At 65.6% G+C, this 17,325-nt stretch carries 13 protein-coding genes; 9 read left to right on the top strand and 4 right to left on the bottom strand.

Annotation, left to right across the window (positions count from 1 at the left end; genetic code table 11):
- Window positions 1-206: 206 nt before the first annotated feature.
- Window positions 207-1,181 carry an NADPH:quinone oxidoreductase family protein gene (locus H6844_08110; protein ID MCB9929364.1) on the bottom strand — a complete coding sequence of 325 codons (975 nt, stop codon included), beginning with the start codon at window positions 1,179-1,181 and terminating at the stop codon, window positions 207-209.
- 238 nt (window positions 1,182-1,419) lie between these two features.
- On the opposite strand from H6844_08110, the gene H6844_08105 reads away from it, so the two are divergent.
- The 8 genes from H6844_08105 (at window position 1,420) to H6844_08070 (ending at window position 11,032) form a co-directional block, all read left to right on the top strand.
- Entirely contained in the window at window positions 1,420-3,387 is a 1,968-nt protein-coding gene (locus H6844_08105) for an AMP-binding protein (GenBank protein ID MCB9929363.1), read from the top strand.
- A gap of 5 nt (window positions 3,388-3,392) precedes the next feature.
- The gene (locus H6844_08100) at window positions 3,393-4,169 is read left to right on the top strand and encodes an ABC transporter ATP-binding protein (GenBank protein ID MCB9929362.1); all 777 of its coding nucleotides are present in this window, start codon (window positions 3,393-3,395) and stop codon (window positions 4,167-4,169) included.
- A 558-nt stretch (window positions 4,170-4,727) separates the two neighbouring features.
- Window positions 4,728-5,621, top strand: coding sequence for a branched-chain amino acid ABC transporter permease (locus H6844_08095; GenBank protein ID MCB9929361.1), 894 nt, complete (start codon window positions 4,728-4,730; stop codon window positions 5,619-5,621).
- Between the two features lie 13 nt (window positions 5,622-5,634).
- Window positions 5,635-6,708: a branched-chain amino acid ABC transporter permease gene (locus H6844_08090; GenBank protein ID MCB9929360.1), complete on the top strand. Its 1,074-nt coding sequence runs from the start codon at window positions 5,635-5,637 to the stop codon at window positions 6,706-6,708.
- A gap of 112 nt (window positions 6,709-6,820) precedes the next feature.
- Window positions 6,821-8,128 carry an ABC transporter substrate-binding protein gene (locus H6844_08085; GenBank protein MCB9929359.1) on the top strand — a complete coding sequence of 436 codons (1,308 nt, stop codon included), beginning with the start codon at window positions 6,821-6,823 and terminating at the stop codon, window positions 8,126-8,128.
- Between the two features lie 66 nt (window positions 8,129-8,194).
- Window positions 8,195-9,043, top strand: a complete 849-nt coding sequence (locus H6844_08080; protein ID MCB9929358.1) for an ABC transporter ATP-binding protein — start codon at window positions 8,195-8,197, stop codon at window positions 9,041-9,043.
- Window positions 9,044-9,423: 380 nt separating this feature from the next.
- On the top strand, window positions 9,424-10,266 hold the full coding sequence (locus tag H6844_08075; GenBank protein ID MCB9929357.1) for a hypothetical protein: 843 nt from the start codon (window positions 9,424-9,426) through the stop codon (window positions 10,264-10,266).
- Between the two features lie 10 nt (window positions 10,267-10,276).
- The gene (locus H6844_08070) at window positions 10,277-11,032 is read left to right on the top strand and encodes a methyltransferase domain-containing protein (protein ID MCB9929356.1); all 756 of its coding nucleotides are present in this window, start codon (window positions 10,277-10,279) and stop codon (window positions 11,030-11,032) included.
- A gap of 35 nt (window positions 11,033-11,067) precedes the next feature.
- Here the strand turns inward: H6844_08070 and selD are convergent, their stop codons facing one another.
- Genes selD through H6844_08055 form a run of 3 tightly spaced genes read right to left on the bottom strand, consistent with a single transcriptional unit; the run spans window position 11,068 to window position 15,628 of the window.
- A complete protein-coding gene (gene selD / locus H6844_08065) occupies window positions 11,068-13,200 on the bottom strand; it encodes a selenide, water dikinase SelD (protein MCB9929355.1) in 2,133 nt (710 codons plus the stop codon).
- A gap of 18 nt (window positions 13,201-13,218) precedes the next feature.
- The gene (locus H6844_08060; GenBank protein MCB9929354.1) at window positions 13,219-14,373 is read right to left on the bottom strand and encodes an aminotransferase class I/II-fold pyridoxal phosphate-dependent enzyme; all 1,155 of its coding nucleotides are present in this window, start codon (window positions 14,371-14,373) and stop codon (window positions 13,219-13,221) included.
- Between the two features lie 46 nt (window positions 14,374-14,419).
- The gene (locus H6844_08055; protein ID MCB9929353.1) at window positions 14,420-15,628 is read right to left on the bottom strand and encodes a gamma-glutamyltransferase; all 1,209 of its coding nucleotides are present in this window, start codon (window positions 15,626-15,628) and stop codon (window positions 14,420-14,422) included.
- A gap of 208 nt (window positions 15,629-15,836) precedes the next feature.
- On the opposite strand from H6844_08055, the gene H6844_08050 reads away from it, so the two are divergent.
- Window positions 15,837-17,024: a M48 family metalloprotease gene (locus H6844_08050; protein MCB9929352.1), complete on the top strand. Its 1,188-nt coding sequence runs from the start codon at window positions 15,837-15,839 to the stop codon at window positions 17,022-17,024.
- The last annotated feature ends 301 nt before the right edge of the window (window positions 17,025-17,325 follow it).

Genomic DNA, 17,325 nt, shown 5'->3' with positions numbered 1-17,325 from the left:
TCGGGTGCAACGGTGAACGGAAACACCGGTCGCGGCCCGAGCGATGGCCTGGTGCGACGCCGCCGCACAAGACGGGCGGAAGACGCGCAGTTTGGTTGGCCGGGGTCCGACGGTTCACCCGCGCAAATGAGCCGAAACGCGCCCTGCGGCAAGCGCTTTCGCGCCGCCGCGCGCGCAATATTTGCCGCAGGCTCTAAACGCCTGTCCTAGGCGACCATCACCGCCTTGCCGACCACGGTTCGCTCCTGGATCGGGCGCATGGCGGCCTGGATGTCCGGCCAGGGAATGCGGTGCGAGATGTGCGGGCGCAGCCGCCCCTGCTCGGCCAGCGTGATGAGCGTCGCGATGCTCTTTTCGTTCAGGCCGGGAATGCGGCGGCCGATCTCGCCGGCGCGGAAACCGACGGCGCTCGCCCCCTTGATCAGCAGCAGGTTGGAGCGCACGGAGACCGGCGGGCCGCCGGTGAAGCCGATATAGACCACGCGGCAGCCGTAATTCATGCAGCGCAGGCTCTGCTCGGCGATGTCGCCGCCGACGGGGTCGTAGATGACGTCGGCGCCGCGGCCATCGGTCATGCCCTTCACCGCCTCGCGCAGGTCGGTGGTGGTGTAGTTGATGACCTGGTCGGCGCCCTGCGCCTTCACCACGGCCAGTTTCTCGTCGGTGCCGGCGGTGGCGATGACATAGGCGCCCAGCAGCTTGCCCACATGCACCGCGGCGAGGCCGACGCCGCCGGCCGCGCCGTGCACCAGCAACACCTCGCCCGCTTCCAGGCGGCCGCCATGGGTCAGCGCGTTCCAGGCGGTCATGTAGGCGGAGCGGAAGGCCGCGCCCTCGGCATAGTCGAAGGTGGAGGGCAGCCGGTGCACCTGGCTTGCGTCGGTCCGGTAATACTCGCAGAACACGCCGGGGCGGCCGCGGGTCATGACCCGGTCGCCGCTGCGGAACGCCGTGACCCCGGCGCCGACCGCCACCACATCGCCCGACGCCTCCAGCCCCGGCACGAAGGGCACCGGCGGTTTCAACTGGTAGCCGCCGGCACACATCAGCACGTCGACATAGTTGATGCCCCAGGCCTTGTGCTGCACCAGCACCTGGCCGGGGCCGGGCTCCGGCACGGGGCGTTCCTCGACGGTCAGGAGGTCCGGCGGGCCGTAGTCGGGGCAGACGATGGTGCGCATCGGGCAAAGAACTCCAGGCGAGCGGGTCGGGGCCGGCCACCATAGCGTGTCCCGCGGGCGATGCAGCCCTTTCGTGCAGTTTGGCTCTTGGCGCGTGCGCCCTTCTGCCGCTAGGATCGTATTCGTATGGTAAGTCCGGCTCAGATCGGAGCGCCATATCGACCTGTGATTTCTGGGAAACGCCCGTTGCTGCACCATTGCTCCCGCCGGCTCCCTCCCGCATCCGAGCGGGGGAGTTATGACGCTACCTGACCTCGACCGCTTCGACACCTTCCCGAAGCTGCTGCGCCACAACGCGGCGACACGGGGCGACCGGCCGGCCATGCGCGAGAAGACGCTGGGCATCTGGCACACCACCACCTGGGCGGACCAGGCGGCGGAAGTGCGGGCGCTGGCCTGCGGCCTGGCAAGCCTGGGGCTGAAGCGCGGCGACCGTATCTCCATCGTCGGCGCCAACCGTCCCCGCCTCTATTGGAGCATCGCCGCGGCCCAGGCGCTGGGAGCGGTGCCGGTGCCGGTCTATCAGGACTCGGTGGCCGAGGAGATCCAGTACATCCTGAACCATGCCGAGGTGAAGCTGATCGTCGCCGAGGACCAGGAACAGGTCGACAAGGTGCTGTCGATCAAGGACCGGCTGCCGGCGCTGGAGGCCATCGTCTACGACGACCCGCGCGGCCTGCGCGACTACACCGAGCCCTTTTTGCACCATTACGACGGCGTCGTCGCCGAGGGGCGCGACTTCGACCGGGTGCACCCCACCTTTTTCGACGAACAGGTCGACCGGGGCCGCGGCGCGGACCACGCCATCATGTGCTACACCTCCGGCACCACCGGGCGGCCGAAGGGCGTGGTGCTGAGCCACGACAACTGCATCCGCATCGGCGCCGTCGCCATCGAATTCGACCGCCTGACCGAGCGGGAAGAGGTGCTGGCCTATCTGCCCATGGCCTGGCTGGGCGACAACCTGCTGTCCTATGGCCAGTCGCACCTATGCGGCTTCTGCATGGCCTGCCCCGAGTCCGCCGAAACGCTGCTGATCGACCTGCGTGAGCTGGGGCCGACCTATTTCTTCGCACCGCCGCGCATCTTCGAATCCATGCTGACCAGCGTCATGATCCGCATGGAGGATGCCGGCCCGTTCAAGCGCTGGCTGTTCCGCACCTTCATGGATCACGCCCGCAAGGTGGGCGCGCGCATCCTGGACCGCGAGCCGGTCGGGCTCTGGGACCGGCTGAAATACGCGCTCGGCGAGGTCTGCATCTATGGGCCGTTGAAGAACATGCTGGGCTTTTCGCGCATGCGGGTCGGCTATACCGCGGGCGAGGCGATCGGGCCGGAGATATTCGTGTTCTTCCGCGCGCTCGGCATCAACCTGAAACAGGCCTATGGCCAGACCGAGGCGGCGGTGTTCGTCACGCTGCAACCGGATGGCGAGGTGCGGCCGGACACGGTGGGCAAGCCGGCGCCCTCGGTGGAATTGAAGATCGCCGAGGGCGGCGAGGTGCTCTACCGCTCGCCCGGCGTGTTCATCGAATACTACAAGAACCCGGAGGCGACGGCGGAGACCAAGACCGCGGACGGCTGGGTGCATACCGGCGATGCCGGCTTCATCGACGAGGCCGGCCATCTGCACATCATCGACCGCGCCCGCGATGTCGGCAAGCTGGCGAGCGGCGACCTGTTCGCGCCGAAATATCTGGAAAACAAGCTGAAATTCTTCCCCAACATCCGCGAGGCCGTGGCCATCGGCGACGGGCGGGACTTTGCGACCGTCATGCTCAACATCGATGCGGAGGCCATGGGCAACTGGGCCGAGCGGCGCAATATCGCCTATGCCTCGTACCAGGAACTGGCCTCGCTGCCGGCGGTCTATGACCTGATGGCCGGCCATGTGGCGGAGGTGAATGCCAGCCTCGCAGAGGAGCCGCAAATGGCCGCCAGCCAGATCCGCCGCTTCCTGGTGCTGCCGAAATTGCTGGATGCCGACGACGGCGAGATGACCCGCACGCAAAAGGTCCGCCGCGGCGCCATCGCCGAGAAATACGCGCCGCTGATCGCGGGCCTCTATAGCGGCGCCGACAGCGTCTACATGGAAATCGAGGTGACGTTCGAGGACGGCCGCCGCGACACGGTGCGGGGCGACGTTGCCCTTCGCGACGTGCCGGCAGCGGAGGCTCCTGCCGCCATGGCCCGGGCGGCGGAGTAGGCGCGATGGCGGACCCCGAAACGCTGCTGACCGTCGAGAACATCACGCTGCGCTTCGGCGGCGTGCGGGCGCTGACCGATGTCTCGTTCGATATCCGCCGGGGCGAGATCCGGGCGATCATCGGGCCGAACGGCGCCGGCAAGTCGTCGATGCTGAACTGCATCAACGGCTTCTATCACCCGCAGGAAGGCCGCATCACCTACAAGGGCCAGACCCGCAAGCAGATGCGCCCCTATGAGGCCGCGAGCCAGGGCATTGCCCGCACCTTCCAGAACATCGCCCTGTTCCGCGGCATGAGCGTGCTGGACAATGTCATGACCGGGCGGGTGCTGAAAATGAAAAGCTCGCTGCTGGAACAGGCCTTTTTCGTCGGCCGGGCGCGCTCGGAAGAGATCGCGCACCGGGCCAAGGTCGAAGAGGTGATCGACTTCCTGGAAATCCAGCCCATCCGCAAGACGCCGGTGGGCCGCCTGCCCTATGGCCTGCAAAAGCGGGTGGAACTGGCGCGCGCCCTGGCGGCCGAGCCGGACCTGTTGCTGCTGGACGAGCCCATGGCCGGCATGAATGTGGAAGAGAAAGAGGATATGAGCCGCTTCATCCTCAACGTGAACGCCGAATTCGGCACGACCATCGCCCTGATCGAGCACGACATGGGGGTGGTCATGGACCTGTCCGACCGGGTGGTGGTGCTGAACTATGGCGAGAAACTCGCCGACGGCACACCGGACGAGGTGCGCCGCAACCCGGACGTCATCGATGCCTATCTGGGCGCGTCGCATTGAGGGGGCAGGCCATGTCATACCGCGCCTGTCATTCCCTGCTGGCGTCATTGCGAGGCCGAAGGACGGGCGCGCGCCCGGCGCACGGCAGCGGTTATCGCGATTGTCTCCCCCTCCCGGCGTCATTGCGAGTCCGCAGAGCGGGCGAAGCAATCCAGCCTGATGCACGCGCGTGTCAAAGCCGAGCCTGGATTGCCGCGGCGGCTCTACCGCCTCGCAATGACGCCAAGGGAAACCGGCCGCCTTTCCATGTCGGAATGGAGGTTGGGCGAAGCTTGCCGTTGTCGTCCCGAGGGGACGTCGGGGGGCTGGCCCTCGTCTCTCTCCCGGCGTCATTGCGAGCCCGAAGGGCGTGGCAATCCAGACCGGCTCCCGTGCCCGGTCGCGGTCACCCTGGATTGCTTCGCCCGCTCCGCGGACTCGCAATGACGCCAGAGGGAGCGGGGAGCCGCACAGCGACGCGACGGGAAGCGGGCGCCCACGACAACGGCCAGCCGGGATTGCAGGGAGCGTAGCCGCGTGGAATTTCTGACCGCATTCTTTGTCAGCCCCTTTGTCGAGATGGCCGATGCGCCGGAATTCCTGGCCGAGGTGGTGATTGCCGGGCTGATGTCCGGCGTCATGTACTCGCTGGTCGCGCTGGGCTTCGTGCTGATCTACAAGGCCTCCGGCATTTTCAACTATGCCCAGGGCATCATGGTGCTGTTCGCGGCCCTGAACTTTGTCGGCCTGATCGATTCCGGCCTGCATCCGATCCTGGCCTTCGTGGCGACGCTGGCGATCATGATCGCGCTTTCGATGGCCATAGAGCGGCTGGTGTTGCGCCGGCTGGTGAACCAGCAACAGATCATCCTGTTCATGGCCACCATCGGCATATCCTTTTTCCTGGAAGGCTTCGGCGAAATCATCTGGGGCGGCAATGTGCGGCCCCTGGACGTGGGCATTCCCAGCGACGTCATCTTCCTAGACGACATCCTGATCCAGGAGGCGGACCTGTTTGCGGGCGTCACCGCCGCCTTCCTGGTGACGGTGCTGGCGCTGTTGTTCCGCTATACCGCCGTCGGGCGGGCGCTGCGGGCGGTGGCGGACGACCACCAGGCGGCGCTCTCCATCGGCATCCCGCTGAACCACATCTGGATCATCGTCTGGGCCGTGGCCGGCTTCGTCGCCCTGGTGGCCGGCATCATGTGGGGCTCGAAGCTGGGGGTGCAGTTCTCGATCTCCATCGTCGCGCTGAAGGCGCTGCCGGTGCTGATCCTGGGCGGCTTCACCTCCATCCCCGGCGCCATTATCGGCGGCCTGATCGTCGGCGCGGGCGAGAAAGTGGCGGAGGTGTACTGGGGCGGCCTGTTCGGCGGCGCCATCGAGGAATGGTTCGCCTATATCCTGGCGCTGTTCTTCCTGTTCTTCCGGCCCCAGGGCCTGTTCGGCGACAAGATTATCGAGCGCGTCTGAGGGGGACCGGGAAATGCTCTACCGCGAAGCGGGCGACTTCAAGATCACCTACGCCGCCGACCAGGCGCTGCTGCCGGTGCGCCAGGACCGGGCGCTGCTTTATCTCATCGCCGCCGCAGCGCTGGCCCTGCCGCTGGTGGCGGGCGACTATGCGCTGGGCTCGCTGGCGATCCCCGTACTCATCATGTCGGTCGCCGCCATCGGGCTGAACCTGCTGCTCGGCTATTGCGGCCAGATCTCGCTGGGCTCGGGCGCGTTCATGGCGTCCGGCGCCTACATGGCCTACAAGTTCGCGACCGCCATGCCCTGGCTGCCACTGCCGGTGTCCATCCTGCTGGCGGGCGCGGCCACCGCGGCGATCGGCATCGTGTTCGGCCTGCCGTCGCTGCGCATCAAGGGCTTCTATCTGGCGGTGGCGACGCTGGCGGCGCAATTCTTCCTGCTGTGGCTGTTCACCCATGTGCCGTGGTTCGTGAACTATTCCATCAGCGGCGTGCCGACACCGCCCCCCGCCACCATTCTGGGCGTTTACATCACGGGCGCGGAGGCGCCGAACTGGGCCAAATACCTGTTCTGCCTGGGGTTCGTCGCCTTCCTGACCTGGATCGCCTACAACTTGGTGCGCACCCGCATCGGCCGGACGTGGATGGCCATCCGCGACATGGACATCGCCGCCGAGTTGATCGGCATCCGGCCATTGTGGACCAAACTTTCCGCCTTCGCCTTCAGCGCCTTCTATTGCGGCGTCGCCGGCGCGCTCTGGTCCTTTTGCTACATCAATTCGGTGGAGCCGACCGCGTTCGACATCAACCGCTCGTTCCAGGTGCTGTTCATGGTCATTGTCGGCGGGCTGGGCTCGATCCTGGGGAGTTTCCTGGGCGCGATCTTCATCACGCTGTTCCCGATCCTGCTGAACAGCGCCCCCGCCTGGTTCGGGTTCGAGGTGCCCGGCAACATCATCACCAATATCGAGTTCATGATTTTCGGCGCGGTGATCGTGTTCGTGCTGATCGTCGAGCCGAACGGCATGGCGCGCATCTGGATGATCGCGCGGGAGAAGCTTCGTCTGTGGCCATTTCCGCATTGAGCCGCGCCCCGCGCGGGGACATGCGGCCCGGCCAAGTGTTGTGCCATGCTTTCACACGGCCGACCCGTCCGCTGGCCGGGCCGACCCCATAAACCCGAGGAGGTACACGCCCATGTTCTTGCGCACCTTGACCCTGGCGGCGGCGGCCGCGGCGGCCATCGCCACCGCCGTGCCGGCCTTTGCCGAGGGCGGGCATTTCATCCCCGTCCTCTCCTACCGCACCGGCCCCTATGCGCCGAACGGCGTACCGTTCGCCAACGGCTATGTCGACTATTTCGAGATGCTGAACTTCCGCGACGGCGGCGTCGGCGGCGTCCCCTTCGTCATCGAGGAGTGCGAGACCGGTTACAAGACCGACCGCGGCGTCGAATGCTATGACCGGCTGAAGGAGAATCACGGCGGCGCCGTCGCGTTGTCGCCCTGGTCCACCGGCACGACCTACGCGCTGATCGAGAAAGCGTCCCAGGACAAGATCCCGATCCTGTCCATGGGCTATGGGCGCACGTCGGCCGCCGATGGCCGGGTCTTCCCCTGGATTTTCAACTTCCCGGCCACCTATTGGAGCCAGGCCTCCAGCATGATCGCCTATATCGGCCAGGAGGCCGGCGGTCTCGACAAGCTGAAGGGCAAGAAGATCACGCTGGTCCATTTCGACCACCCGGCCGGCCGAGAGCCGATCCCGACCCTGGAACTGCTGGCCGAGAAATACGGCTACAAGCTCGACAAGCTGCCGGTGGCGCTGAACTCGCTCTCGGAGCAGAAGTCGACCTGGCTGCAGGTGCGCAAGAACCGGCCCGACTATGTGCTGTTCTTCGGCTGGGGCGTGATGAACTCCACTGGCATGAAGGAGGCCTCGGCCATCCGCTATCCGATGGACAAGATCCTGGGCTGGTGGTGGTCCGGCACCGAGGCCGACGTGCTGCCGGCCGCCGAAGCCGCCAAGGGCTACAAGGCCTTCACCATGAACGGCGCCGGCAGCGACTATCCGGTGTTCAAAGACCTGAAGGCCATGCATGACGCCGGCAAGGGCGTCGGCGCGGAAAGCATGGGCGAGGTGCTCTACAATCGCGGCCTGGTCAACGCGGCCTATATCGCCGAGGCCATCCGCATCGCCCAGGCGCATTTCAACAAGACGCAACTGACCGGCGAAGACGTGCGCTGGGGCCTGGAAAACCTGGACCTGACGCCGGCCCGCATCGAGGAAATGGGCATGACCGGGCTGATCCCGCCGACCAAGGTCACCTGCGCCAACCACGAGGGCACGCATCCGGCCGCCCTGGTGCAGCAATGGGACGGCGAGAAGTGGAACATCGTCTCCGACTGGGTCCCGGCCATGTCGGACGTGGTGCGCCCGCTGATCGAGCAGGACGCCGCGCTCTATGCGAAGGAAAACAACATCACGCCGCGCAGCTGCTCGTAACCGGAACCGGGGGCGGGCCGGGTGTCGGTGGCACCCGGCCCGCCGTCCGCATCGGAAGACCCTATCATGACCCAGCCCCACCCCGCCCCCGCCGACAGCGCGGCTGCGCCGGCCGCATCCGTGCTGCTTCAGGTCAGCAATATCGAGGTGATCTACGACCACGTCATCCTGGTGCTGAAGGGCGTCTCGTTGAGCGTTCCCGAAGGCGGGATCGTGGCGCTGCTGGGGGCGAACGGCGCCGGCAAGACGACGACGCTGAAGGCGATCTCCAACCTGTTGCGCGCCGAGCGTGGCGAGGTGACCAAGGGCACGATCCGCTTTCGCGGCGAGGAGGTGCAGGCGCTGACGCCAAACGACCTGGTCAAGCGCGGCGTGGTGCAGGTGATGGAGGGGCGCCACTGCTTCCCCCACCTGACCGTGGAGGAAAACCTGCTGACCGGCTCCTACACCCGCCGCGACGGCGGCGGCGCGGTGCGCCAGGACCTGGACATGGTCTACGACTATTTCCCGCGCCTGCGCGAGCGGCGGAAGTCGCTGGCCGGCTATATCTCCGGCGGCGAGCAGCAGATGTGCGCCATCGGCCGCGCGCTGATGGCCCGACCCAAGACCGTGCTGCTGGACGAGCCCAGCATGGGGCTGGCGCCGCAACTGGTGGAAGAAATCTTCGAGATCGTGCGCTCGCTGAACCGCGACCAGGGCGTCTCGTTCCTGCTGGCCGAGCAGAACACCAATATGGCGCTGCAATACGCGGACTACGGCTATATCCTGGAAAACGGCCGGGTGGTCATGGACGGCGATGCGCATGCGCTGGCCGAAAACGAGGACGTGAAGGAATTCTATCTCGGCATCGCGTCCGGCGAGCGCAAAAGCTTCCGCGACGTCAAATTCTATCGCCGGCGCAAGCGCTGGCTGTGAAAACGGTCCGCGCGCACCGATACGGCAGCAGCCACCGCTTCGTCTGATGGCGGCCTCCCCCACCCGATTATTTCCGCGCGGGCTTTTCACGCAGTGCGTTTCAGTTTATACATCCCCGATGAAGCTTTTGTGACGCTTTTGCGAGCGATTGGCAATATGGAATTCCAATAACGCATTCGCAACATGAAGCAATGACACCCAGGCTTGCCCTAATTCGGAGTTCGCGTGTGGAGAGTTGTTTATTAGAATTAATACAACAGTATAATAACAACAATCAATTCGAAATTCTTCCTGAAAAAATGGTCTATAGCGGACCATACAGTCTGGTCTACCAGGTCGCTATAACAGACGTAACGGAACGAGCGGCACTCAAGGTTTTCTTGAAAGATTCCGGCCGTAGCATCGACCGGGAGGCCGCGGCAAGCTTTGTCAAAAGGGTGACGCAACTGAAGGGAGGTTGGCCCGAAAATGGCTTGGTTTGCCATCCTCGGATCATTCGCGATTTGTCGACCTGCGGCATCGTCATCATGGAATGGATCGATGCCACAGTCATAGCGAATGAAGTGAGGTCATTCCCTTTCTCGAACAATCATCTCATCGATTTGACGCGAATGGCCGCGATGTGGCTACAGAACTTCCATTCCGCCCAAGGCAAACCCGACACGAGAACCAGCGGCATTGCATACCCACGGCTGTGTTCGGAAATCGTATCTCTGGCCCCTTCCTTGCTGAACGCGCCAAAACACGCGCAGTTGAAGACCATTTTATCCGAAAAGCACCAGTGCGAAAACTTCACGGAAATAGAACAATTCCTGGTAAAAGTGCACAACGATTTCGGAATTCACAATGTATTAACCCGCGGTGAATTTTGTTATGGGGTTGATTTCACATGGGATATCGCCAATTACTCGTTAGTGGATGCAGCTTTCTACCTGAATTCCCTTCAGCGAAAGCTGATTTTTCGGGGATGGATACATTCTGACAATTTGATGGATAAAATAACACGCAATTTTATTGACGTTTACGACTGCGGGAAAAATCGGAAATTTCATTATTTCCTTTCCGTATTTCAACTTTATGAGGTTATGTCATTTTTTCAACGCCACAAGTGCCATCACACCAACCCGCTGAAGAGCCGTTTGTTCGAAATCTTAATTCGGCTTCAAGCCAATTATCTTCATACAAGAGTCAGCAAGCTTGCTGATTCAACCCTGACGCCTTAAAGGAACCGCCATGGCCCATGACTATCGCATGACCTTCCGGTCTGATAAAAGTGCCAGTAACTATGAATCTAAAGTGTATATGAAAGGTAGTGCCGCCGATATTTGGTGGGAAATAGAGCGACAACAGATTACCGACTTCGTAGAATCCCATTTCGGTCGAAACAATTCCGGAAGTTACTTGGATTTTGCCTGCGGCACCGGGAGGCTTTGCAGTTTTTTGGAAACTTATTTCGCAAAAGTCGATGCCCTCGATATATCCGAGGAAATGATCGATATCGCGAAGGAAAAGTGTCAGAAAACGAATTTCATCTGCGGCGACATCACCACCAGCGGTCCAAATCAACTGAACCTGTCGTCTTATGATTTGGTAACCGCCTTCCGGTTCCTGGCCAACTCACAAGAATCGCTTCGCATTACCGCGCTCCATAAATTGCGCGAGGTGATGCGGGATCGCAATAGCGTGCTGATCATCAACAACCATGGGAACCCGTACAGCCATCGAATGTTGTTCCTCCCATATCATTACCTCAAGGATAAATTAAATGGCAAAGATCTCTATGGGTATTTGACCAACAGCACAGTACGAAAATATCTTGATGATGCTGGATTTGAAATCATTACGATCAAGGGCTCGGGATTTATTCCGACCAAGATGCGCAGCATCTTTCCTGCGGGATTGTGTCGATCCGTCGAAAAGGCGCTAGTGTCCATGCGGATATTTGACCGCCTTGGAGTCAACCAGATGTTCTTCTGCCGGATCAAATAAAGACAACAGAAACCGCAGATTTCGAGAGCGTCCCTTTACGTATCGAACGACAGGAACAGACCCTCGTCGCACTGGCCGATGACCGCGGCGGCGGCATAGCCGGCGGCGTGCAGGGCGGCGACGCAAGCCGGGGCCTGCTCGGCCGGGACCGCGGCCAGCAGCCCGCCGGAGGTTTGCGGGTCGAGCAGCAGCGGGGGTGCGTGCGGCACGGCGGTGCGGTTGGCGGGCGCCAGCGTGCTCTCGATGCCGGCGGCGAGGCTCTCGGCGGCGCCCGGCAGGCACGGCACGGCGGCCAGGCGCACGCTGGCGCTGACGCCGGAGGCGGCGGTCATTTCCTGCAAATGGCCGGCGAGGCCGAAGCCCGTCACGTCGGTGACCGCACGGGCGCCGTGGGCGCGCAGCACCGGCACGGCGGCGCGGTTGCTCTGCACCATGCCGGCCAGGGCCGCCTCGATCCAGGCGGAGCGCGCCTGGCCCTGCATGTCCGCCGCCAGCAAAACGCCGGTGCCAAGCGGCTTGGTCAGGACCAGCGCGTCGCCGGCCCGCGCGCCGCTCTTGCGCCAGAGCGCATCCGGCGCGGCGAAGCCGTTGACGGTCAGGCCGAGGGCGAGTTCCGGCCCTTCCGCCGAATGGCCGCCGATCAGGGCGGCGCCGGCGCCCCGGATGGCGACGCAGGCTCCGGCCAGAACCTGGAGCAGGTCGGCCTCCTGCACGCCCGGCACGGCGAAGGGCACGGTCACCTGGGCGAGCGCGCTGTGCGCCTCGGCCCCCATGGCGAACAGGTCGGAGAGGGCGTGCTCGGCCGCGATGCGGCCGAACAGGTGCGCGTCGCCGGTGAAGGCGCGGAAATGGTCGGTGGACTGCACCAGCACCTGGCCCGGCGGCGGCTGCACCAGCGCGGCATCGTCGCCGGCGCCCATGAGCACGCCGGGGGCCTGGCCCGTGTCGAGCCCGCCCAGCACCCGGCCCAGCACGTCGCTGCCGATCTTCGAGCCGCAACCGGCGCAGCGCATCGGCGCAGCGTCGGGGCCGGTCTCCATCGGCGGCAATTCCTGATAGCGGCGCATCCAGCGGCGGTCGATCCAGTCCTTCCAGCGCCAGACCCAGTCGCCGGACGCGGCCAGTCGGCCATAGGACGCCACCGCCGTCTGCCGCCCGCCGGAGAGCAGCGACAGGAAACGGTGTTGCGGCTCGTAGGGCCGCGGCGCCTGCCCTGTCGCCACCCGGCGCAGATTGTCCGCCAGCACCGGCCCCTGGCGCACCGCATAGACCCCGGCCTTGGGCAGCGGTCGCGCTTCGAAGGCGGCGACATCGCCGGCCGCGAACACGGTCGGGTGCGAAAGGCTGGCGAGCGTCGGTCCGACCCGCACGAAACCGCGTGCATCGACCGCGAGGCCGGTTTCTGCGAGCCACGACGCCGGCGCGGCACCGGTGGCGAGCACGGTCAGGGAGCTTTCCAGCCGGCTGCCGTCGGCGAACAAGGCTGCGTCGGGCTCGATCGCGGAGAGGGCCGCGCCGGCGCGCAGCTCCACCCCGCCCGCCGCCAGCAGGACGCGCATGCGCTGTTGCACCGCCGGCGCGTGGCTCGGCAACAGGCCGTCGGCATCGGTGGCGAGCGTGACCCGCGGCGCCCGCTCGCGCAGGCGCCAGGCGATGGCGAGCGCCAGTTCGACGCCGCCCGCGCCGCCGCCGACGACGGTGATCGGCGCGCCGGAGGGCAGTGCGGCGCTGCCGGCGTCCAGGCGGGACAGGAAGCGGTCGAGCGGCTTCACCGGCAGGCCGAACTCCGCCGCGCCGGCAATCCCGTCGGTCCGGGTCACCGATCCGGTGTCGATGGAACACCAGTCGTAGCGTAAGGCGGGACGGCCCGCGATTTGCACCCGCCGGGCCTCCGGATCGAGCCCGACCGCGGGCGCATGGATCAGGCGGGCGCCGGCCATGCGGCAGAGCGGCCCCAGGTCGATATGGCAGTCCGCGTGCCGGTAATGGCCGGCGATATAGCCGGGGATCATGCCGGAATACGGCGTGAAGGCGTCGCGCGCGACGACGGTCAGGCGCACGCCCGGCTCCGGCTTCATGCCGAACATGCGCAGCACGGCGACATGGGCATGCCCGCCGCCGACCAGCACGATTTCGGTTGCGACCGGGTGTTGGCCCTGCCCCTGCACGCGCGCTCCGTCCGTGGGCTAGTTCTGCTTGGCCAGCCAGTCGGACAGGCGTTCCAGCGCCTGTTCGATGTCCGGCTGGGCAATGCAGTAGGAGAAGCGGATGGTGCGGTTGCCCCGGTCCGGATCGAAATCCAGACCGCTGGCCGACGCGATCCCCGCTTCCTCCAGCAGGCGCGACGAGAAGGCGAGGCTGTCGTCCGTCAGGTGGCTGATATCGGCGTAAACGTAAAACGCGCCGTCAGCCGGCGCGATCCGATCCAGGCCCATCTGCGGCAGCCCGTCCAGCATCAACTGGCGGTTGGTGGCATAGACCGCCTTGTTCGCCTCCAACTCCTCGCCGGCGTCCAGGGCCGCGAGGGCCGCCACCTGGCTGACGCCGGGAGGACTGATGTAGAGATTGGTGGCCAGCCGCGCGACCGAGTCCAGCAAATCCTCCGGCACGATCATCCAGCCGATGCGCCAGCCGGTCATGGAGAAGTATTTGGAAAAGCTGTTGATGACGATGGCGCTGGGCGAATAGCGGGCGGCCGTATCGGCCCGGCCCTCGAACACCAGCCCGTGGTAGATTTCGTCGCTGATCAGGCGGATGCCGCGGGCGTGGCAGGCCTCGGCAATGGCCTTCAACTCGCCCGGCGGAATGACGGTGCCGGCGGGGTTGGACGGGCTGGCGATGACGACACCGGCCACATCCGGCATCTGGTCGAGCATGTCCACCGTCATCTGATAGCGCGTTGCGGGCCCGGTGGGCACCCGCACCACCTCGCAGCCGAGCGCGGCCAGGATGTTGCGATAGCAGGGATAGCTCGGATCGGTCAGCAGGACGCGGTCGCCGGGGGAAAAGCTGGCCAGAAACGCCAGCACGAAGCCGGCGCTGGAGCCGGTGGTGACGGCGATCCGCTCCACCGGCATGTTCAGGCCGTACCAGTCCTGATAGTGGCCGGCCAGGCGCTCACGCAGCGCCGGAATGCCGAAGGACAGCGTGTAGCCCAAGACTTCGGTATCGATGGCCTGCTTGGCGGCCTCGCGGGCCATGCGCGGGGCTGGAGTACCGGGCTGCCCGACCTCCAGGTGCAAAACGTGATCGCCTCGCGCTTCGCACGCTGCCGCTTCAATCATGACATCCATCACCATGAATGCGGCGATATCGCTGCGGGGAGCCGGGGCAAAAGTCATGCCAATCCTTTCGGTTGCGGACGGGTCGGGTGGGAGGGAAAAAGGCTCATCGGCCGGGCTCGGCAATCGCGGCAAGGCCGTTGCCGTTGGGATCGGTGCCGGCGGAGCAGGACTCCGGGTAGTTCGGCAAGCCGCCCCGGCAGACAATCGCGTTGACGGCGCCATTGGCGGCCAGGGCCGACCCGAGCGGCGTATCGCCCGAAATCGTCTGCTCGGCCATGCGCTCCAAAACACCCCGGCCGGCGCCACCGGCCAGCGCGGCCAGCAGAATCTTGGTGTTGGGGTTCGTGACCAGCACCGTGTCGGCGGAAGGCCCGCCCGGAGCGGCCAGAAACAGGCCGGCGGTCAGGCGGCCGATGCCGAACGGGCGCCCCATGCCATAGACGCACGCGACCGCGTTGCCGAACCGGTCCACCACCGCGATGGAGGTCTGGGCCGCCCCCGCGGACGTGGCACCTGCGGAATCCACTCCCGATTGGGCCGGAAACGGCAGGTGCGCCAGGGTATGATTGCCGAGCGGCTGGGTGGCCACGGGTTGCGCCTCCGCCACCGCGTCGCGCCAGAGCGTCTCGTTGATGCGCAGGCCGGCCGCCGCCGCCGCCTGCCACACGGTCTGAGCCGCCGCGCCGCTATAGAACGAGCCGGCCCCCTGCCCCCGAATCTGGCCCAGCAACCCGGCAAGGTCGAGTTCCTGCACCTCGGTGCCGACCGTGCCGGCGCCGAACAGCGCCCGGGCCGCCGGATCGTCCGGCCCGGCGGCCTGCCAGTCGGCCGCGAAGGCCAGCGAGAGCTTGTAGCCGAACCGCGCCAGCGCCTCCGCCGGGCCGACCGCCTGCCGCCAGGGCAGAATCCCGAGCCGGGCATGGATGGCCGCCATGGCCCGCACCGCGGCCGGGCTGCCGAAGCGGTAGGCCTGCTGCGTCTGGTCCTTGACGTTGTAATCCAGGCAATAACCGTGCGACGCGAGGCCGGCCGAGGCGGGCTTGGTCACCGCCAGGGCGAAGAAGGTGGCCGCGGCGGCATCCCCGGCCGAGCCCCCCGCCGCCAGGACATCGCGCCCGATCAGGGCCGCCTGCGGCTCGTCGGCGACCACGCCGCCGGCAAAGCCCTGCACATAGCCTGGCGCGCCCAGATCCGGCTCGCTTCCGCACGCGCTCAAGGCCAGTGCGCCGGCCAGTGCGAGGATGATCGCCCTTGACCGCATTTCGCTCAGTTGCCATTTCATTCGGGTGACGCCCTCAAGGCGGATGGACATGATCTTCCGTACTATCTTCATTTGTCGGGCCGCCTGCACAGCGATGATGCGGCGTATGATAGCGGTCATACTGGTGACAGCGCTCACAAGCGTTGCCCTCGCCTCGAACGCCTCGGCGCAGACCTTTATCCGGGATGCAGAGATAGAGGCTACCATTCGAGGATGGGCCGCGCCACTGTTGCGTGCTGCGGGGATTCCGCCCAGGGACGTGGGCATTCACCTGGTACGCAACGACCAGTTGAACGCCTTTGTGGCCGGGGGCCTGCACATCTTTATCTATACCGGTCTGCTGCAACGCTCGGAGACGCCGGAGCAGGTGATCGGCGTGCTGGCGCACGAAATCGGCCATATCCAGGGCGGCCACCTGACCCGCTTCCGCGGCGAGTTGGAAAACGCCTCGGCGCAGTCGATCCTGTTCACGCTGATCGGCATTGCCGCGGCGGTGGCGACCGGCGATGCGCGTGTCGGCGCCGCGGTCGGCGCGTTCGGCCAGAACACCGCGGTCAAGAACCTGCTGCAATACAGCCGGACCCAGGAATCCGCGGCCGACCAGGCGGCCCTGCGGCTGCTGGATGCGACCGGCGAGACCTCGCTCGGGCTGGAGCAGTTCCTGTCGGTGCTGGGCGACCAGGAATTGCTGTTGCCGGAACACCAGGACCCGTATCTGCGCACGCACCCGCTGTCGCGCGAACGCATCGAGGCGTTGCAGGACCATCTGGCGCATTCGCGCTTCACCAACGTGAAGGCGAGCCCGGCCGACTATGAGCGGCACGCGCGGATGAAGGCCAAGCTGGATGGCTTCCTCAAGCCCGTCGGCCAGGTCTTGCGGGATTATCCGGAGAGCGATACCGGCACGCCCGCGCTGATCGCCCGCGCCGTCGCCTATCACCGCGACAACCGTCCGGACGACGCCGACCGGACCATGGCGGTGTTGCTGAAGCGCCTGCCCGACGACCCCTATATCGAGGAATTGGAAGGCCAGATCCAGTTCGAGCGCGGCAACAACGCCGCCGCTCTGCGCTCCTACAGCCGCGCGGTGACGATGGCGCCGAACGAGCCGCTGATTGCGATTGCCTATGCCCAGGCGCTGGTGGTCGCGCCGGACCGGCAGAGCCTGGAAAAGGCGGTGAAGCTGCTGGAAAAGGCGGTGCAACGCGAGCCGGACGACGGGTCGGCCTGGCGCACGCTCGGCGTCGCCTATGGCCGGCTGGACCGGCTGGGCGAGGCCGCGCTGGCGCTGGCCGAGTCCGAGGTGCGGTTCGGCCGCGCCGATCTGGCCGCGCAACAGGCGCACCGGGCGCAGAACCTGCTGAAAAAGGGCTCGCCCGCCTGGCTGCGCGCCGATGACATCCGGCTGGCGGCGGAACGGGCGCTGGAAAAGGCGAAGAACCGGTAGCGCGAGGTCTTTTCCCGCTGGCTCACCCCCTCTTCCCTGTCCTCGCGAATGCGGGGACCCATGCCTGAGAGACCAATACAGAGTCCCGTGTCCTGTGAGAAACTCTCAGACATGGACTCCCGCTTGCGCGGGAGATGGGGCAGGAGAGTCGGCAACCCGTGCCGAAAGCGAACTGAACACGCCGGCCCCTCGCCCCCTACCGCAACAGCGGATCGGGGGACCGTCAAAAGGCCGTGAGAGGCCCAATTTTGCGGTTGCGGATCGCCCCGATGCCCGCCACCTTGCCGAACGAGCCCATTGT

This window comes from Alphaproteobacteria bacterium, from assembly GCA_020638555.1.
Taxonomy (GTDB): domain Bacteria; phylum Pseudomonadota; class Alphaproteobacteria; order Bin95; family Bin95; genus JACKII01.
The sequence above is the reverse complement of the archived record's forward strand: the minus strand, read 5'-3'. Positions and strand labels throughout refer to the sequence as shown.

Excerpts from the sequence above, each read along its gene's own strand:
- H6844_08110 (MCB9929364.1), bottom strand. The coding sequence starts at position 1,181 with ATGCGCACCATCGTCTGCCCCGACTACGGCCCGCCGGACCTCCTGACC.
- H6844_08105 (MCB9929363.1), top strand. The coding sequence starts at position 1,420 with ATGACGCTACCTGACCTCGACCGCTTCGACACCTTCCCGAAGCTGCTG.
- H6844_08100 (MCB9929362.1), top strand. The coding sequence starts at position 3,393 with ATGGCGGACCCCGAAACGCTGCTGACCGTCGAGAACATCACGCTGCGC.
- H6844_08095 (MCB9929361.1), top strand. The coding sequence starts at position 4,728 with ATGGCCGATGCGCCGGAATTCCTGGCCGAGGTGGTGATTGCCGGGCTG.
- H6844_08090 (MCB9929360.1), top strand. The coding sequence starts at position 5,635 with ATGCTCTACCGCGAAGCGGGCGACTTCAAGATCACCTACGCCGCCGAC.
- H6844_08085 (MCB9929359.1), top strand. The coding sequence starts at position 6,821 with ATGTTCTTGCGCACCTTGACCCTGGCGGCGGCGGCCGCGGCGGCCATC.
- H6844_08080 (MCB9929358.1), top strand. The coding sequence starts at position 8,195 with ATGACCCAGCCCCACCCCGCCCCCGCCGACAGCGCGGCTGCGCCGGCC.
- H6844_08070 (MCB9929356.1), top strand. The coding sequence starts at position 10,277 with ATGGCCCATGACTATCGCATGACCTTCCGGTCTGATAAAAGTGCCAGT.
- H6844_08060 (MCB9929354.1), bottom strand. The coding sequence starts at position 14,373 with ATGACTTTTGCCCCGGCTCCCCGCAGCGATATCGCCGCATTCATGGTG.
- H6844_08055 (MCB9929353.1), bottom strand. The coding sequence starts at position 15,628 with ATGTCCATCCGCCTTGAGGGCGTCACCCGAATGAAATGGCAACTGAGC.